This window comes from Collimonas sp. OK242 (assembly GCF_900107095.1).
GTDB lineage: Bacteria > Pseudomonadota > Gammaproteobacteria > Burkholderiales > Burkholderiaceae_D > Collimonas.
The window spans coordinates 102,964-120,370 of sequence record NZ_FNOR01000003.1 but is presented as its reverse complement, the minus strand read 5'-3'; the positions used below and the strand labels follow the sequence as shown (position 1 = coordinate 120,370).

The window sequence follows — 17,407 nt, the reverse complement described above, 5'->3', positions numbered from 1 at the left end:
GCGGATCAGCTCACTGAGTTTACCCATTCCGCTGTCGACTGAAGCGCAGTTTGATGCTCAGTTCGACGCGCCTAGAAACTGTTGCAGCTCGACTGTTTTCGGATGAACGAAAATCTCTTCCGGTGCGCCGATTTCATGCACCTTCCCCTGATGCATGAACACTACGCGATCGCAGACTTCACGCGCAAAGCGCATTTCGTGCGTGACCATCAACAGCGTCATGCCTTCTTCCGCCAGCCCGCGCACCACCGCCAATACTTCGTTCACCAGTTCAGGATCGAGTGCAGAGGTGATCTCATCGCACAGCAAAGCCTGCGGCTGCATCGTCAGCGCGCGTGCAATCGCCACCCGCTGCTGCTGGCCGCCGGACAACTGATCCGGATAAGCATCGAATTTTTCGGCAAGGCCGACGCGCGCCAGATTTTCCTGCGCCGATTTGCGCGCTTCGCTTTCTGTGGTTCCCTTGACGATCATCGGCGACAGCATCACGTTGCGGCCCACAGTCAGGTGCGGAAACAGATTGAACTGCTGGAAGATCATGCCGACCTTCAGGCGCAGCGCCCGCAATTCCAGCTCGGTCTTGCCCAGATGAGCTCCGGCGACGCTGATATTGCCCTCGTCGATGCTTTCCAGGCCGTTGATACAGCGCAGCAAGGTGCTCTTGCCGGAGCCGCTTTTGCCGATGATGGCAATCACTTCACCGGCTTCGACATCGAGCCGGATGCCTTTCAGCACCTGGTTGTCGCCGAAGCTTTTCTTTACATTATCAATGGCGATGAGCGGCATTGAATTTCCTTTCCAGAAACTGACTGTATTTGGACAGCGGCCAGCACAACGCAAAATACATCAGCGCCACCAGGGCATACACGGTGAACGGCTGAAACGTCGCGTTGGTGATCATGGTGCCGGCTTTCGACAGTTCAACGAAGCCGATGATGGAGGTCACCGCGGTGCCTTTGACGATTTGCACGCTAAAACCAACCGTAGGCGGAATAGCGATACGCAAGGCCTGCGGCAGAATCACATGGCGCATTTGCTGCATATAGGTCATGGCCAGGCACGACGATGCTTCCCATTGGCCGCGCGGAATGGCGTCAACGCAGCCGCGCCAGATTTCGGCCAGATAGGCGCTGCTCCAGCAAGTCAGCGCCAGGCCGGCGGCAAGCCAGGCCGGCACTTCCAGGCCGAACAGAGCCAGGCCGAAAAAAGCCAGGAACAATTGCATCAGCAGGGGCGTGCCTTGAAACAGTTCGATATACATTTTGGTGAGGCGGCGCAGCCAGGCTTGCTGCGAGCTGCGCAAGAACAAGATGACTAATCCGAGCAGACCGCCCAGGGCGAATGAGGCCAGCGACAGCAATACGGTCCAGCGCAGCGCCAGCAACAGGTTGCGGACGATGTCCCAGGTCGAAAAGGAAATCATGCGGCCTCCCTGGCTACGGGCCGGCCGAACAGCCGGTCGCCAAGCAATCGCAGCAATTGCCGCAAGCCGATCGCCAGCAGCAGATAGATTGCTGTCGACAGCAGATACGATTCAAACGAACGGAAGTTGCGGCCCTGGATGAAGTTGGCCGCATACGCCAGTTCTTCCACCGCAATTTGCGAACACACGGCTGAACCCAGCATCACAATCACTACCTGGCTGGACAGGGCCGGCCAGATTTTTTGCAAGGCCGGCGGCAGGATGATGTGACGGAATATCTGCATCCTGGTCATTGCCAGGCTCAATCCGGCTTCGATCTGGCCGCGGGCGACGGCGGCGATGCCGGCGCGGATGATTTCGCAGCTGTAGGCGCCCAGATTGATCACCATGGCCAGTATTGCCGCCTCCATCTCGCTGATTTGCAAGCCGATTCCCGGCAAGCCGAAGAAAATGAAAAACAGCTGGATCAGGAACGGCGTGTTGCGGATCAATTCCACATAGGCGCTGACCAGCGGCCGCAACCAGCGCGGCCCCTGGGTCCGGGCCCAGGCGCCAAAGATGCCGACCGCTATCCCGAGCACGCCGCCGATCGCGATCAGTTCGAGCGTCACCAGCACGCCCTTGATGAGGACGGCGGGATAGTCGAACGGCGCCAGAAAATCGAAGTGATAACTCATGTCTTGCCCAAGGCTGGTGGTGGCAAGTCGTGCTTACAGATTGGCCGGCAAAGGCAGGCCCAGCCACTTCACGCTCACCGCATTCAATTCGCCATCCTTCTTGGTTTGCGCCAGGATCGCATTAACCTTGGCCAGCAATTTCGGTTCGTCCTTGTTGAGGCCGATCGAGCAAGGCGAATTCTTGATCAGGAATTTTGTTTCCGGCTTCTTCGGCGGATTCTTGGCGATGATCGCGGCGGCCACTACGTTGCCGGTTGCAACCAGTTGCACCTGGCCCGACAGGAACGCGCTGATGGTGCCGTTATTGTCTTCGTAGCGCTTGATGGTGGCGCTGGCAGGAGCGATCTTGGACAGTTCCAGGTCTTCCACCGCGCCGCGGGTCACGCCCACGGTCTTGCCGGCCAGGTCGGCCGCGCTGCTGACCTTTTGCTCGGCGCCGCCGAATACGCCGTTATAGAAAGGTGCGTAGGCGTCGCTGAAGGCGATGACTTTTTCGCGCTCCGGATTCTTGCCGAGGCTGGAGATGATCAGGTCGACTTTCCTGGTTTGCAGGTAAGGCACGCGGTTGGCGCTGGTGACCGGGACCAGTTCGACCTTGACCCCCAGTTTTTTAGCAATCAAGGTGGCGACGTCGATATCCAGGCCTTGCGGCTTGAGATCGCTGGTGACCGAGCCGAACGGCGGGAAGTCTTGCGGCACGGCGACTTTCAGTACGCCGCTCTTGACAATATCATCGAGCGCATCGGCCCGCGCGGTGCTGCTGAAGAGGGCAGCGGCGGCCATCATGGCGAGCAGAATCTTTGGAAATTTCATGTTAACACTCCTTTGGCTGAGGTGATATTGCAAATGACTGCTGGTCGAAATTCTCTGTAAGCGGCGCTAATGCGCGTCGTAGCGGCGACAGCGGGTCGCTGCGCAGGGATTGCTCCAGACCCGCTTCGACGTTGCATAAATGGGTGTGCATCAATTGTTCCGCCTGCTCCAGATCGCCGCTTTCCAGCGCCGCGACGATGCCGACGTGTTCGGCGCAGGATTGCCTGGCATGGTGCGAAGACTGGTACTGCATGGCGGTCAGGGTGGTGCGGGTAGTGAGATCGCGCAAGGTGTCGGCCAGTAAAGTATTGCCGAACGATTCACACAGGCAGACATGGAAATCGCCCAGCAAGAAGCTGCGGGTGGCGACGTCTTCGCCCTCCAGCGAGGCCTGTTCACGCTCGACATGCCGGCGCAGCTTGCGGATTGCATCTGCGCTGATCGGCCGCGCATGCCGCAGCAGTCCCAGTTCCAGCACCCGGCGCGCCTCGAAGGCATCGCGCGCATCCTCCGGCGTGGGTTCAATCACATACCAGCCGCGGCGGGCGCTGACGGTGACAATGCCGCGTGTCACCAGGCGGGTCAGCGCCTCGCGAATCTGGGTCCGGCTGACGCCAAACAATTCTGCCAGCTGCTGCTCGCCTAAGCGGGTCCCGGGCGCGAGTTTACGCGCCAGCATTGCCTCGGTAATCCGTTCGGCGATCTGGGTTGACGATTTGGCGGTGACGGTCATGCCGTGCTATCAGCAAGTCGTATGCCAGGCGATATCAGGTGATATTCGAGACTGATGCACCAATCTGATATACAAGATTGGTGTATCAGTTCACCAAATTGGCGAGTGCTGCCGATAATTGTCACTAAAGTCACTAAAAAGGGGCGCCGCTGCGCTTTTTTGGCACTCGCCTGGTACGTGCCTTGCATTGTTCGGCGCTGATATAAAATCAGAAACATCAATCAATAATGAACCAGGACCAGGAACATGACTCAGATAGTGAACGCCGATTTTGCCGATGCGCGCCATGCCAGTGCGATTGTGGAACTCTTGAACGGCTATGCGATGGATGCCATGGGCGGCGGGCAGCAGCTTGCCGATTTCGTCAAAAGCAATTTGATCGCCGCGCTGAGTAAAAGGAACGATGTCCATGTGGTGCTGGCTTTTGTGGACGATGCGCCGGCAGGCGTGGCGATCTGCATCGAGGGATTCTCGACTTTTGCCTGCCAGCCGCTGCTGAATATCCATGATCTGGCGGTCGCCGCAAAATTTCGCGGCCGCGGGATTTCGAAGCAGCTGATCGCTCAGGTTGAGGAGGTGGCGCGCGGCCTTGGCTGCTGCAAGATCACGCTGGAAGTGTTGGAAGGCAACCAGCGCGCCCAGGCGTTGTACAAGTCGACCGGGTTTGCCGGTTATGAACTGGGTGCTGCCACGGGCAAGGCCATGCTGTTGCAGAAAAAACTCTAACGTCGGCCGGAGGCGGGCAAGGTCGGCGGGGAATCGCTACGGGGCCGGTCAAACGATGGGAGGCGATGGATGAATCTGAGTATTTTCCCTGAGTTGCAATACCTGGAGGCCAGCCTCTATGTGCTTGGCGCGGCCTTGCTGGCGGCATTGCTTGCCGGCGTGTTGCACCATGTCGGCATCATGCTGCTGCGCCGGTTAATCCGCAATCGGCCCTACCTCGCCAACCTCAGTTTTATCGCTTACCGCGCCAGCCAGGCATGCCTGATCCTGTTCGCGGTGCGCCTGGTGCTGACCGGGGCGCCGGATGATACTCCCTGGCTGGTGCCGTTGTCCTACCTGAGCTCGGTAGCGCTGGTCATCGCCTTGACATGGCTGGCAATGCGCTGCATTCGCGCGTTAAGCGCGACCGTTGTCCAGCTCAATCCGGTCACCGCCGCCGATAACCTGAAAGCGCGCCGCATCCTGACCCAAACCAGGGTGCTGACGCGCAGCGCTTACTTCATTGCCGCGCTTCTCGGTTTGAGCTTCGTCTTGCTGACCTTGCCTGGCGCCCGCCAGTTTGGCGCCAGTTTGCTGGCTTCGGCCGGGGTCGCCGGGCTGGTCGCCGGCATCGCGGCGCGGCCGGTGCTGGGTAATTTCATTGCCGGCATGCAGATAGCATTTTCGCAGCCGATCCGCATCGACGATGTCTTGATTGTTCATGGCGAGTGGGGGCGAGTCGAGGAAATCACGGGTAGTTTCGTGGTGGTGCGGATATGGGATGAACGGCGCCTGATTGTGCCATTGCAATGGTTTATCGAAAATCCCTTTGAAAACTGGACCCACACTTCCTCAACCATCCTGGGCACGGTTTTCCTGTGGCTGGATTTCGCCGTACCGGTGCCGGCCGTGCGTGCTGAATTCGAGCGTGTATGCAAGCAATCCACTTTGTGGGATGGCCGGGTTTGCGTGCTGCATGTGACCGACGCCAATGAGCGCGCCATGCAATTGCGCCTGCTGGTCAGCGCCAAGGACTCGGGTACAGCGTTCGATCTGCGCTGCACCATCCGTGAAGCGATGATCGGTTTCATCGCTCTGCACTTTCCGGAAAGCCTGCCCCGCTTGCGCGCGGCGCTCGATGCGGAAGCGGCCAGGGAAAGGGTGGTCAGCGGCGCTGGCCACCCCCATTCAGAAGGCTAGCCGGTATTGCGCAAGCCCGCGGCAATGCCATTGATGCTCAAATGGATGCCGCGCTTTACACGTTCCTCGGTAGTCCGGCCAGCCGCGGTGACGCTGCGGTGGCGCTTGATCAGTTCCACCTGCAAGTGATTCAGCGGGTCGAGGTAGGCGAAGCGGTTCTTGATCGAACGCGCCAGCAGAGGATTGCCAGACAAGCGGTCCTTGGCGCCGGTAATCGCCGACAAGATGCTGCTGGTGCGCTCATGTTCATCGACGATGCGCTTGAAGATGCTGTTGCGCAGCTTGCGGTCGGTGACCAGTCCGGCGTAGCGCGAGGCCACCGCCAGGTCGGTCTTCGACAGCACCATGTCCATGTTCGACAGCAGGGTGGCGAAGAACGGCCACTCCTTGTACATGGCGCGCAGCGTCGCCAGTTTCTGGGTTCTGAGCTTGCTGTCCTTGCCTTCCTCCAGCCAGCTTTCGATGGCGCTGCCGAAACCATACCAGCCCGGCAACAGCAGGCGGCACTGGCCCCAGGAAAAGCCCCAGGGGATTGCGCGCAAATCTTCGATGCGGCGGGTCGCCTTGCGCGAGGCCGGGCGCGAACCGATGTTCAGTTCGGCGATTTCGGCAATCGGCGTCGCTGCAAAGAAGTAGTCGGTGAAACCAGGGGTTTCATAGACCAGGTTGCGATACGACTGGTAAGCGCGCTCAGACAAGCCATCCATCAATTGCTCGAATTCGCCCAGTTTCTTGGTCTGCTTGCTGTCGGCATTATGCGGCATCAGGCTGGCTTCCAGCGTCGCCGCTACCAGCAGCTCCAGGTTGCGGCGGCCGATTTCCGGATTGGAAAACTTGGAGGCGATGATCTCGCCTTGCTCGGTCAGGCGGATCTGGCCGTTGACGGTGCCTGGCGGCTGCGCCAGGATCGCCTGGTAGCTCGGGCCGCCGCCGCGGCCGACCGTGCCGCCGCGGCCATGGAACAGGCGCAGCTTGACGCTGGCGCGATCGAACACGCGCACCAGCTGGATCTCGGCCTTGTACAGTTCCCAGTTGGAAGTCAGGAAGCCGCCATCTTTGTTGGAATCGGAATAGCCCAGCATGACTTCCTGCAGCTGGCCCTGTCTGGCGATCACGCGCGCCACCGGCGGCAAGGCCATGAATTGCTCCATGATCGCGGCGGCGCGGCGCAGGTCGGGAATGGTTTCGAACAACGGGATCACCATCACATCCGGTGCGCCGGATGCGCTGGCCTTGCCCTTGCCCGTATCGGGACGCAGCAGGCCGGTTTCCTGTTGCAGCAACAAGACTTCCAGCAGGTCGGATACGGTCTCGGTGTGCGAAATGATGTAGTTGCGGATCGACCGCGTGCCGTAGCGTTGCCGCATTTCGCCGGCGGCGCGCAGAATAGACAGCTCCGACACAGTCTCATCGGAATAGTCGATATACGGCGAGTACAGCAGGCGCGGCTTGGCCAGTTCGGCCAGCAGCAGTTCGATCTTCTGTTCCTCGCTGAGTTTGTCGTAAGCGCCTTCGACCTGGGCCTGGGCAAACAGCTCGGTCAGGACCCGCTCATGCACATCGGAACTCTGGCGCATGTCGAGCGACGCCAGGTGGAAGGCGAAAATCTCGGAGGCGCGCTTGAGCGTCGCCAGGCGCGGTTTGATCAACGCGCTGCCGTGGTGGGCGCGCAGCGAATCTTCGACGATCTGCAATTCCCGGGTAAATTCCTGCGGCGTTGCATAGTGGGCGGCGGCGCCGACTTCCTGGCGCAGGATGTTGGTGGCGCCCAGTTCGCGCGCAGTCGACGCCAGCCGCGCGTAAATCCCGATCAAGGCGCGGCGATAGGGTTCGTCAGAGCGATGGTCGGAGGTGTCAGGCGAGCTTTCCGCCAGCGCCAGCAATTCCTGGTTGACGCTGACCATCAAGGTCGATACCGACAATTCCGCGCCCAGGGCGTGGACTTCTTCCAGGTAAAAATCGAAGATCGTGGTGGATTGCCGTGTCAGCGCATGCTGCATGGTGCTGGCGTTGACGTTGGGATTGCCGTCGCGGTCGCCGCCGATCCAGCTGCCCATCTGCACGAATGGCGCCAGCTCGGCGCCGGCCTGGCGTGCGCGGGTCGGGAACTGGGTGGCGATTTCGCCTTCGATGTCGTCGTACAGCGCCGGCAGCTCGCGCAGGAAGGTGATGCGATAGTAAGACAGCGCGTTTTCGATTTCATCGGCGACGGTCAGTTTGGTATACCGCAGCATGCGGGTTTGCCACAAGGTGGCGATACGGCCGCGCAGCAGTTCTGTGTTGTCGCGTAATTCCTTGGCGGTCAGCGGACGGTCGCGGTCGGCCAGCAGGCGGGCGATCTCGCGCTCTGCATCCAGGATGCTCTTGCGTTGCACTTCAGTCGGATGGGCAGTCAGGACCGGCGAAATCAAGGCGTCTTTCAAAAAACTGCGCACGGTAGCGCCCGATACGCCAGCGTCATCCAGCTTGCTCAGCGCATGCGCGACACTGCCTGCCTGCGCGGCCGATCCCGCCAGCAGGTGGGCGCGGCGGCGGCGATTGTGATGCTGGTCTTCGGCAATATTGGCCAGGTGCGAAAAATAGGAAAATGCGCGCACCACCGAATTGGTCTGGTCGCGCGTGAGTTTTTTCAATAACTTGTCGAGATCGGCGCCGGCTTGCGGATCCGATTCGCGGCGAAAGCGCACCGCGGTCTGACGGATGGTTTCTACTACTTCAAATACCGAATCGCCCTCTTGTTCGCGCAGCACATCGCCCAGCAAGCGGCCCAGCAGACGAATATCTTCTTTGAGTGGAGCATCTTTGTTGGGAACGGGTTTTTTTACCTGGACAGCAGAATTCAATTGTTTTGCCATAATGGACGAGTGCAATCAGCTTTTCTGGGGTGGGAATGAAGGGCTTGTAACTGGTTAAACGCGCTCTATATATAATTCGATATAGAGAGTACAACTGGGACAGTAGGGAGCGCATGCTAAAATCCGGCGCAAAAATTACGCGTTTTTGATAGAACTCGTTAGCGACTAACGATTAGCGATTAAATAACTTTGCTCAATCCTGACTGTGTTTGCTGCGTCTGTGTTGCATAGCTAAATTTGAAAGAACCTGTGGCTAAAATATCCTCCCCATCCAAGTTGGTGATTGCATCACGTGAAAGCCGCCTGGCCATGTGGCAAGCGGAACACGTGCGCGACCGGTTATCTGCATTATATCCAGACTGTAATATAGAAATCCTCGGAATGACCACTCGCGGCGATCAAATTCTTGATCGGACCTTGTCCAAGGTTGGCGGCAAGGGCTTGTTCGTCAAGGAATTGGAAGTGGCGATGGCGGAAGGCCGCGCCGACCTGGCGGTGCATTCGCTCAAGGATATGCCGATGGAATTGCCGCCCGGCTTTGCGCTGAGCGCGGTGCTGGAGCGGGAAGATCCACGCGACGCTTTCGTGTCGAATGACTACGCCAGCCTGGAACAATTGCCAGCCGGCGCCATCGTCGGCACCAGCAGCCTGCGGCGCCAGGCCTTGATCGCGGCGCGCTTTCCTTTGCTGCAGATCAAACCTTTGCGCGGCAATCTCGATACCCGCCTGGGCAAGCTGGATCGCGGCGAATATGCCGCCATCATCCTGGCCGCCGCCGGCCTCAAGCGGCTCGGCCTGGCCGCGCGCATCAAAGCCCTGATCGAGCCGGAGCAGAGCTTGCCGGCGCCGGGGCAGGGCGCCATGGCGATCGAGATCTGCGCCGACCGCGCTGACTTGCAGGAAGTACTCGCACCCTTGAATCATTTGCCGACAGCGCTGGCGGTGACTGCAGAGCGCACCTTGTCGCGCGCCTTTGGCGGCAGCTGCCAGATTCCGCTGGCGGCGTTTGCCACCATCAGCGGCGACCAGATGCGTTTGCGGGCGATGATCGCTACGCCGGACGGCTTGCGGGTGGCGCTTGCCGACGCCAGCGGCTCGGCCGATGCGCCTGAGGCGCTGGGGGAACAGATCGCGGCAGCGCTGGAAGCGCAAGACGCAGCGGCCATTCTCGCGCTCTGCAAGGACGCCTAGTGTTACTGTCTCTGCGTAGCGATTTTGCCGCATGCCGGCAGGTAGACGGCTGTCATGCAACCTAACCCACTCTTGCATCCGATTGTCATCACCAGGCCGGCTGCGCAAGCCGGGGCGCTGGCGCAGCAGATTGCGGCACGCGGGAGGCAGCCGGTGATTTTCCCCTTGCTGGAAATCCTGCCATTGAGCGACAGCGCGCCCTTGCAAGCCGTCCTGAGCCAGATCGAGACTTACGCACTGGTGGTATTTGTCAGCCCGAATGCGATCGACGCCGCTTTCCGGCATATCGCCAGCTGGCCGCGCCAGATTCCGATCGGGATTGTCGGCGAGGGCAGCCGGGCGGCGCTGGCGCGGCATGGCCTGACGGTTCGCAATGTCACCATCTTCAGCCCGCCGGATCCGGCCAAGACCGATTCCGAAGGATTGCTGCAGGCGCTCGACCTGAACGCCCTGCGCGGCCGCCAAGTGTTGCTGGTGCGCGGCGAAAGCGGCCGCGAATTCTTCGCCGACAGCTTGCTGGCGGCCGGCGTCAAGGTGCAGGCCGTAGCGGCTTACCGGCGCCAGGCGCCGCTCCTCGATGAGGCCTTGAAAGCCCGTTTGCAACAATTGCTGGATACCGAAAACGACTGGATACTGACCAGTTCGGAAGCGCTCAGGCATCTGATGGGCCTGGTGCAAGCGCTTGAAAGCGGCACCGGTGTTGCAAAAATCCAACAGCAGAAACTCCTTGTCCCACATGCCCGCATTGCCGAAACAGCACATGCGCTTGGATTTACCGATGTGACTCTCACCGGCTCAGGCGACGAACGGCTACTCGACGCGTTACAATTCCCGCTATGAACGAATCGATACCCACTCCAGAATCGAACCAGCCTGCTGGTCCTGCCGTCAGTGCGACAACATCGCCATCGTCAGCCTCGCAGCCGGCGCTGCAACCTTACGCTGTCTACCAAGGCAAGAACGGCAAGCGCTCGCTTGGCCTGGTCTACGGCATCTTGCTGTTGCTCGCCTTGCTGCTGGCGGCGCAATGGTGGGTGATGCACGCCGAGAACAACAAGCTGCGCCAGGAAATAGCGCGCCGCCTGCAAGTCGGCGACAGCACCAATACCGAGACCAAGGTGCTGGTCAAGTCGGTGCAGGACGAGTCGAAGGAATTGCAGGGCAAGGTCAGCGTGCTGGAAAGCAAGCAAGTCGAAGCGCAAAGCCAGCAACTGGCGCTCGAGCAGTTATACAAGGATTTGTCGAGGAACAGCGACGATTGGACCCTGGCCCAGGTTGAAGACGTGCTGTCGACCGCCAGCCAGCAATTGCAACTGGCCGGCAACGTCCAGGGCGCGCTGATTGCGCTGCAAAATGCCGACAAGAATCTGTCGCGCTCGGACAAGCCGCAATTCATCATCGTGCGCCGCGCCATCGCCAGCGATATCGAAAAACTCAAAGCCTTGCCGACGCTGGATGTCACCGGCATCGCGGTGCGGCTTGACAGCATCATCGGCCAGATCGACAGCATGCCGCTGTTGTCCGATGAAAAGCCGATCGTCGGCGTCAGCAAGCCGAATAACCAGGCGCTAGCCCGCAGTGCGCCAAAAGCCGCCAGCAATGTCGCCAAGTCGCAAGCCGCGGCCGACGCCGTGGTGACCGACTGGAAGAACAGCTTGAAGGATAAATGGCAAAGCTGGAGCAGCGAGATGTGGACCGAAATCAGCCAGCTGATCAGGGTACGCACTGTCGACACGCCTGACGCCTTGCTGTTGTCGCCGACCCAGGCTTACTACGCCAGGGAGAACCTGAAGCTGCGTTTGCTCAACGCCCGTCTCGGCCTGCTGTCGCGTAACGAATCGGCATTCCGCAGCGACCTGATTGCGGCCCAGGAAACCATCACCAAGTATTTCGACACGCGCGCCAAGCAGACCCAGACCGTACAGACTCTGCTGAAGCAGGTCCAGAGCAGCAATCTCTCGATCACCATGCCGGCGCTGGATAGTCCGGCGGCGATCCGTACTTACAAAGGCAAGCCATAGTCCTATGCGATTCTTTCTCCGGCTTGTTGCCCTGTTTGCGGTCGCCATCGGCCTGGCTGTGGTGGCGCGTTACAACCCCGGTAATGTGGTGCTGTTTTTCCCGCCATACCGGATTGACCTGTCTCTGAATTTTTTCGTCGTGGCGCTGGCGATTCTGTTTATCATCTTGTACGTGCTGATCCGGACGATCCGGGTTACCCAGAAGTTGCCGGCACGCGTGATCGGCTATCGCCGTCGCAAGCGCGAAACCACGGCCAATAATGCTTTGCGCGATGCTCTAAAATCCTTGTTCGAGGGTCGTTTCGGCCAGGCGGAAAAAGCCGCCACGCGCGCCGCCGAACTGCCCGACAACCTGGGCGTGGCGGCCTTGCTCGGCGCCCGTGCCGCGCATCGCATGGGGCAACCGGAGCGACGCGATATCTGGCTGGCCAGCATAGAAGAGGACGAACAGCTGAAAACGGCGCGCCTGATTACGACGCTGGATCTGCTGGTGGATGAACACAAGTCGCAGGCGGCGCTGCAAACCGTCAGCGAATTGAACGCCCGCGGCACGCGCCATATCCACGCCTTGCGGTTGGCCTTGAAAGCCAACCAGCAAGCCAAGAACTGGCCGGAAGTGTTGCGTCTGGTGCGCAACCTGGACAAGCACGACGCCTTGCATCCAGCCTTGTCGACGCGCTTGCGGGAACTGGCTTACGACGGTTTGCTGTCGGACGAGGCCCACGATGCCGAGTCGATTACCCGTTTGTGGGCCACGGTGCCGAGCGAAGACCGGATCAAGCCGTTTATCGCCATGCGCGCCGCCAACGCTTTCAACAAGTGCGGTTTGCATGGCGAAGCCCGCGCCATCGTCGAGAAATCCCTGGCAACAGAGTGGGACCAGCGTTTGTTGCCGGTCTATCGCGACGCCGCCGCTGCAGAAGCTACGCCTGCGCTGCTGTCGCAAATCGAGCATTGCGAACATTGGGCGATCGCGGCGCCGAACGATGCCGAGCTGGCGTTGACCCTGGGCAGCTTCTGCTTCAAGCAAAAATTATGGGGCAAGGCCCAGCGCCATCTGGAGCAAGCCCTGTCGGACTCGGTGGCGCCAGCCACGGTGCGTGAAGCGCATCTGAAACTGGGGCAACTGCACGAGGCGATCGACCAGCAGGCGCTGGCGGCGGAACATTATCGCCAGTGCGCGCTGGCCACCACGCTGTAGGCGACAAATCCCGCTGTAGCGGCACGCTATCCTGAATCGGGGCAGAGTTTTACGCCATTTCATGGCGTAAAACTCTGCCCCGTTTTTCTTGCCTGGTGTCGTTTACAGCAACCCTGGAAGAAGGTGGATTCCTCGTGATTTTGTTGAAAATGCAATCGTCGCCTATACTTGTCATCCGTCATTACCCATGAAAGAGATTCATTGAACAACCTGTTATTGGTTATCGCGGCATTATTTCTGGTAGCGCTCAACGGTTTTTTCGTGGCTGCCGAATTCGGTCTAGTCAAATTGCGCCAGACCCGGATTCGCGCCATCGCCAAGACGCAAGGCTTGCGCGGCCGCATGCTGGCGATAGTGCATCATCAGCTGGACGCTTATCTGTCCGCCTGCCAACTCGGCATTACGCTCGCCTCGCTGGGGCTGGGCTGGATCGGCGAACCGGCATTCGCCAGCTTGTTGCAGCCGGTGTTCGGCTGGGTCGGCATCATTTCACCGGAACTGATACACGGCATTTCGTTTTTCTTCGCCTTCTTCCTGATTTCATTCCTGCACATCGTCATCGGCGAACTGGCGCCGAAGACCGTCGCGATCCGCAATCCCGAAGTGATAGGGCTGTGGTGCGCCTTGCCCTTGTACGGCTTCTACCGGGCCATGTATCCGGCGATCTGGGTGCTCAACGCCAGCGCCAACTGGATCTTGCGCAAGGCGGGGCTGGGCGGCGTTCACGGCCACGATGCGCAGTATTCGGCAGACGAGCTGAAGTTGATCTTGCGCGGCAGCCACGCCGGTGAAAAATTCAACCGTGAAGAATGGAAGGTACTGGCGCAGTCGCTCGATTTCAGCGAGCTTGAAGTATCCGACCTGATGCGCCCGATCAACGAGATCACCGCCCTGCATCAGGCGCGCAGCCTGCAGGAAAACCTGCAAACCATCTATCGTCACCGCTTTAGCCGCTATCCCTATTTCGACCAGAGCGGCATCAATGTGCTGGGCGTGATCCATCTCAAGGATTTGTTTATCGCGCAGCAGGAAGGCAAGTCGATCGACAGCCTGAGTGCTTATTTGCGGCCGGTGGAATACGTCTCGCCGCGCATGGCGGCACTGGAACTGTTCCGCCGCTTCCGCACCGGCGCGCCGCATTTTGCCATCATCGGCAAAAGGGGGAGCAAGCCGGAAGGCTTTATCACCCTAGATAATTTGCTGGGCGCGATGGTAGGCGAGATCCGCGATGAATTCCGGCGCAACGACAACGAGTGGAGCCGCCTGGATGACGGCACCTTGCTGGGCAAGGGCAGCCTGCCGATCTTCAGCCTGGAACGGATACTCGGCATCGACGTCGTGATCGACGGCGATGAAGATGTCGACTCGGTCGGCGGCCTGATCATGGCCAAGCTCGGCGATCTGCCGCATGAAGGGCAGAAAATCGCATTCGACGGTTTCGATATCGTGGTCAAGAAAATGAACGGGCCGCGGATCGTGCTGGTTAAGGTATATCCGGCATCACGTCCGACTGATGCTGAATAGGCACATTGCTGATTGCGATCACATCGACGAACCTTTATAGTCGATCAATCCCTGAAAAAGAAGGGATCGGGTTTGACAGCCTGAATTGCAAAAAGCGCAAAAGCCGCCTCACGCAACTCTGGAGATCGTCATGACTTGCATCAACACGTCCCCTCAATTTTCGCAAGCAACCGCTCGGTCAGAGCATCGGCCATTTTCATTGCTGGCCGATGGGCTGCGGTTCGACACATCGGCGCAATTCATAGAGCTTGCGCTGGATCTGAGTCAGGGCATCAAAACCTGCTTGTCGCTGATCTATGCAAGCCATCTGGCGCGCGAGGAGGGCGATGATGCTTGTCCGCCTGTGCTCAATGTGGCCGATACCGAGTGTCTGACGCGGATGGCGATGGCTGCGGCCGGAGTGTTGTCGGAGCGCGCCGGGAGCCATATTGATATCCTCAACGCTTTGCACATGAAGGATGAGCAGACGCTGTCTAATTGAGCCACCTTGCGGTAAATGCTGTCCAATGATGGATTGGACTGAATTAAGGATAAAACCCGCATAAACACTTGATTTATTGAATGAATGTAGCAATTTTGTAGCATCAAGTGTTGTTGTGGGAAATTTATTGTGACATTCTGAAATTTGTATTTCCGTATTTCCCCGTCCCAGGGTACTCTAAATACAGTAGTTGGTTATACGTTACTATAAGTCGGCCCAGTAGGCTGGGAAACGTTCTGTACAATCGGCTAAAGAGGAGGTGAATTATGCATTTATTATTAATGAAAGTCCTCGGCGACAAGTCGGGGCGAGGCGTTGTAAATTCTGATGTGTCGGATGAAACTGCTCGACTTTTGAAGTTGCTTGAAGAGAACACAAAACGTGTCGATGTATCTGCAGATGGGGTCGTCAGCGTGAATCTTAGCAATGAAGATGCGGTGAAGAAGATTTTTAGAAGAATGCATTCCCTGAAGAATGTCGCGGTCAAATAAGGTTCGGGCCTGATGGGAGCCATCGGACTGGTTATTTTGTTGGTAAGCGGCTTCTTCTTCTCATCACAATATCCAAAAGCTCGTTACACCCAAAGTCGATCAACTGGTTGGGATTCCTACTTTCATGTTGTCAAATGGGGCACCTTGTTTTCCGGTCTTGGTGCCTTTATTTACATGATCACCGCTTGGTTTGGTCTTGTCCCCATGGTGCTTTCCTGGGCCAACAAAGACATAACCGATCTGGATAAATTGAAATTACCGCATGACTATCTCAAATTTTTCTTTTGGGCTGTCGTGACGGTTGGTTTGGCCTACGTTGCTGGTTGGTCGACGCGTCGCTCGAAGATTCAAGAATATAAGGCGCTTATCCAAGTAGCAAGTAATAACCCATTTGAAAAACTGCTTCTTGAAGCAATGGCAGACCAGGATCTGGTCCAGGTTACTTTGGCCTCTCGTAAGGTATATATCGGTGTACCCCTTAGTGGTGCGGATTTTCTCAAGCAAGAATATATATCGTTACTGCCAGGATTGAGTGGGCACCGTGACAAGGATACATTAAAACTGGTCCATGACATTAATTACAACGCTCATTACGAGGCGCTCGACCAGAAATTTGAAGCAGAACGGGAACGCAATGTAGGAGGTGATTTCAAGGGTACAAGCGCTGGAGACCGGGCAGCAAGGTTAAGTGCTTACCGAGTTGTAATTCCTATCAAAGACATCGCCAATATTTCATTTTATGATAGCGATTTTTCTGCTCAAAGTAAGATTGGCCCAACAGATAAAAGCGAGCCGGGAATGCTCAAACGTGTCTTGCTCGCGATATTCAACGAGTAGCTTGATTTCGTAGCCCAATATGCAGGTGCTCAGATCAACTCCATCTCGAACTTTCAAGGGCACAAGACGCCGTTGCTGCGATAAAGAAAGCGTCTTCTTCGCAAGAGTTCGAGGACGGTAATCCCCCCGTTTTAGACGTGCTAAAAGTAGAGATTAAGCGGCAAGCGCCAACTGTTGGTTGTGGTACAGCGAATATCCAGCCTGTAATGCCGCTATCTCCGGCGCGATGACGGGATATGAAGGTTACCGGCGGTCGGGGGATCTCAAGGCGCTCCTAGGGAAAAATCGCCCCCAACCGCACCGACCAGCCCGCCATCGGTGTGCCGGACCAGGCATTACGGTTAAACAGGTAGAGCCGCTGGCTGCGCAGCTTGCTCGGCCACGGTTGTTCGTCCAGCGACAAGCCCAGGCTGGGCTGGCATTCCGGACGCGGGAAGCGGCCATCGTGATCCAGGACGTCGCGCAAGCGTTTGGCCTCGCCGTCCATGTGAAATGCGGTCGGCACTACTTCATCGGCCGGCAGATCGGCAAGCCAGGCGTCGCCTACGCACCATGACGCCAACGCCGTGATCGACAAAGCCACGTTGGCGGGCAGGGCGTCGCGGCTGCGTTTGACGACATCGGCCAGGAACGGCTTCTGGCTGTGCATGACTTCGAAATCGAGTTGCACTACCTGGCTCGGGCTGCGTGTCGCGGCGGCGACCACGGCGTTGACGATGGTCCGTTTTTGCTTTTCGTTCAGGGCCGGCTTATGCGCAGCGCGCGCCATCTCGATATGGACGATAGTGACAACCGGCGCTTTTTGCTGCAAGCCGTTCTGCGCATACCACGCCGGCGGCAGTTTCAACGGTTGCTGGCGGCGGCGGACGCTGGCGCTGCCGTCGCGCAACAATACGGTGGTGTCGAGCACCGCGACACCCATCCGCTGATCCTGGATGGAGGGCACCGGACTGTCGGCGGCGCCTTTGCCTTGCCTGGCGCTGCCATCGATCCAGGTGCGCACGTCGTCGGGCCGCTCTCCTACCCACAGCATCAACGGCGGCAAAGCGGATAACGCTGCTTGCCGGCTGGTAAACGTCGGCGGCGTCTCGGCTGCGGCTGGCTTGGACAACTCGGTTTTAGCCAGCAGATTGCTGCTGCCTAGCAGCAGCAACGCGCATAGCAGGCAATGCTGTAATCGAAGTGGACGGCGGGGCGCTTGCGACGGGTAATCAGGTGTACTCAACATGGCTTCTCGGAATGAGTGCGGCTGCGC

General features: G+C 58.5%; 17 protein-coding genes. 10 read left to right on the top strand and 7 right to left on the bottom strand.

Annotated features, from left to right (window positions below; all coding sequences use genetic code 11):
• Positions 1-57: 57 nt before the first annotated feature.
• The 5 genes from BLV81_RS03690 to BLV81_RS03670 are packed head-to-tail and all read right to left on the bottom strand — an operon-like array spanning position 58 to position 3,646.
• Complete coding sequence (locus BLV81_RS03690) at positions 58-786, bottom strand: amino acid ABC transporter ATP-binding protein (RefSeq protein WP_092352545.1); 729 nt, start codon at positions 784-786, stop codon at positions 58-60.
• A complete protein-coding gene (locus BLV81_RS03685; protein ID WP_092352543.1) occupies positions 767-1,423 on the bottom strand; it encodes an amino acid ABC transporter permease in 657 nt (218 codons plus the stop codon). The genes BLV81_RS03690 and BLV81_RS03685 overlap by 20 nt, the downstream gene beginning before the upstream one ends.
• On the bottom strand, positions 1,420-2,100 hold the full coding sequence (locus BLV81_RS03680; protein WP_092352541.1) for an amino acid ABC transporter permease: 681 nt from the start codon (positions 2,098-2,100) through the stop codon (positions 1,420-1,422). Before BLV81_RS03680 ends, BLV81_RS03685 begins: the two co-directional genes overlap by 4 nt.
• Positions 2,101-2,133: 33 nt before the next feature.
• Complete coding sequence (locus BLV81_RS03675) at positions 2,134-2,913, bottom strand: transporter substrate-binding domain-containing protein (protein ID WP_092352539.1); 780 nt, start codon at positions 2,911-2,913, stop codon at positions 2,134-2,136.
• Position 2,914: 1 nt separating this feature from the next.
• Positions 2,915-3,646 (bottom strand): GntR family transcriptional regulator, encoded by a 732-nt coding sequence (locus BLV81_RS03670; RefSeq protein ID WP_092352538.1) that lies wholly within the window; start codon positions 3,644-3,646, stop codon positions 2,915-2,917.
• A gap of 246 nt (positions 3,647-3,892) precedes the next feature.
• Between BLV81_RS03670 and BLV81_RS03665 the strand changes: the two genes are divergently transcribed.
• Both BLV81_RS03665 and BLV81_RS03660 read left to right on the top strand, forming a co-directional pair.
• The gene (locus tag BLV81_RS03665) at positions 3,893-4,372 is read left to right on the top strand and encodes a GNAT family N-acetyltransferase (protein WP_092352536.1); all 480 of its coding nucleotides are present in this window, start codon (positions 3,893-3,895) and stop codon (positions 4,370-4,372) included.
• Between the two features lie 69 nt (positions 4,373-4,441).
• Positions 4,442-5,551, top strand: coding sequence for a mechanosensitive ion channel family protein (locus BLV81_RS03660; RefSeq protein ID WP_092352534.1), 1,110 nt, complete (start codon positions 4,442-4,444; stop codon positions 5,549-5,551).
• On the opposite strand, the gene ppc is transcribed toward BLV81_RS03660, so the two are convergent.
• Positions 5,548-8,406 (bottom strand): phosphoenolpyruvate carboxylase, encoded by a 2,859-nt coding sequence (ppc, locus tag BLV81_RS03655; RefSeq protein ID WP_092352532.1) that lies wholly within the window; start codon positions 8,404-8,406, stop codon positions 5,548-5,550. The genes BLV81_RS03660 and ppc overlap by 4 nt on opposite strands.
• 249 nt (positions 8,407-8,655) lie before the next feature.
• On the opposite strand from ppc, the gene hemC reads away from it, so the two are divergent.
• The 8 genes from hemC to BLV81_RS03615 all read left to right on the top strand — a co-directional run bounded on the left by hemC (position 8,656) and on the right by BLV81_RS03615 (position 16,152).
• The gene (gene hemC / locus BLV81_RS03650; RefSeq protein WP_092352893.1) at positions 8,656-9,597 is read left to right on the top strand and encodes a hydroxymethylbilane synthase; all 942 of its coding nucleotides are present in this window, start codon (positions 8,656-8,658) and stop codon (positions 9,595-9,597) included.
• Positions 9,598-9,651: 54 nt separating this feature from the next.
• On the top strand, positions 9,652-10,437 hold the full coding sequence (locus BLV81_RS03645; protein WP_092352530.1) for a uroporphyrinogen-III synthase: 786 nt from the start codon (positions 9,652-9,654) through the stop codon (positions 10,435-10,437).
• A complete protein-coding gene (locus BLV81_RS03640; RefSeq protein ID WP_092352528.1) occupies positions 10,434-11,618 on the top strand; it encodes a uroporphyrinogen-III C-methyltransferase in 1,185 nt (394 codons plus the stop codon). Before BLV81_RS03645 ends, BLV81_RS03640 begins: the two co-directional genes overlap by 4 nt.
• Positions 11,619-11,622: 4 nt before the next feature.
• Positions 11,623-12,819: a heme biosynthesis protein HemY gene (locus tag BLV81_RS03635; protein WP_092352526.1), complete on the top strand. Its 1,197-nt coding sequence runs from the start codon at positions 11,623-11,625 to the stop codon at positions 12,817-12,819.
• Positions 12,820-13,020: 201 nt separating this feature from the next.
• The gene (locus BLV81_RS03630) at positions 13,021-14,343 is read left to right on the top strand and encodes a hemolysin family protein (RefSeq protein WP_092352524.1); all 1,323 of its coding nucleotides are present in this window, start codon (positions 13,021-13,023) and stop codon (positions 14,341-14,343) included.
• An 85-nt stretch (positions 14,344-14,428) separates the two neighbouring features.
• Positions 14,429-14,824: a hypothetical protein gene (locus tag BLV81_RS03625; protein ID WP_176992731.1), complete on the top strand. Its 396-nt coding sequence runs from the start codon at positions 14,429-14,431 to the stop codon at positions 14,822-14,824.
• A gap of 266 nt (positions 14,825-15,090) precedes the next feature.
• Positions 15,091-15,315 carry a hypothetical protein gene (locus BLV81_RS03620; RefSeq protein ID WP_092352520.1) on the top strand — a complete coding sequence of 75 codons (225 nt, stop codon included), beginning with the start codon at positions 15,091-15,093 and terminating at the stop codon, positions 15,313-15,315.
• Between the two features lie 12 nt (positions 15,316-15,327).
• The gene (locus BLV81_RS03615; RefSeq protein ID WP_092352518.1) at positions 15,328-16,152 is read left to right on the top strand and encodes a hypothetical protein; all 825 of its coding nucleotides are present in this window, start codon (positions 15,328-15,330) and stop codon (positions 16,150-16,152) included.
• 274 nt (positions 16,153-16,426) lie between these two features.
• On the opposite strand, the gene BLV81_RS03610 is transcribed toward BLV81_RS03615, so the two are convergent.
• Positions 16,427-17,380: a hypothetical protein gene (locus BLV81_RS03610; RefSeq protein WP_143036269.1), complete on the bottom strand. Its 954-nt coding sequence runs from the start codon at positions 17,378-17,380 to the stop codon at positions 16,427-16,429.
• Positions 17,381-17,407: the final 27 nt, after the last annotated feature.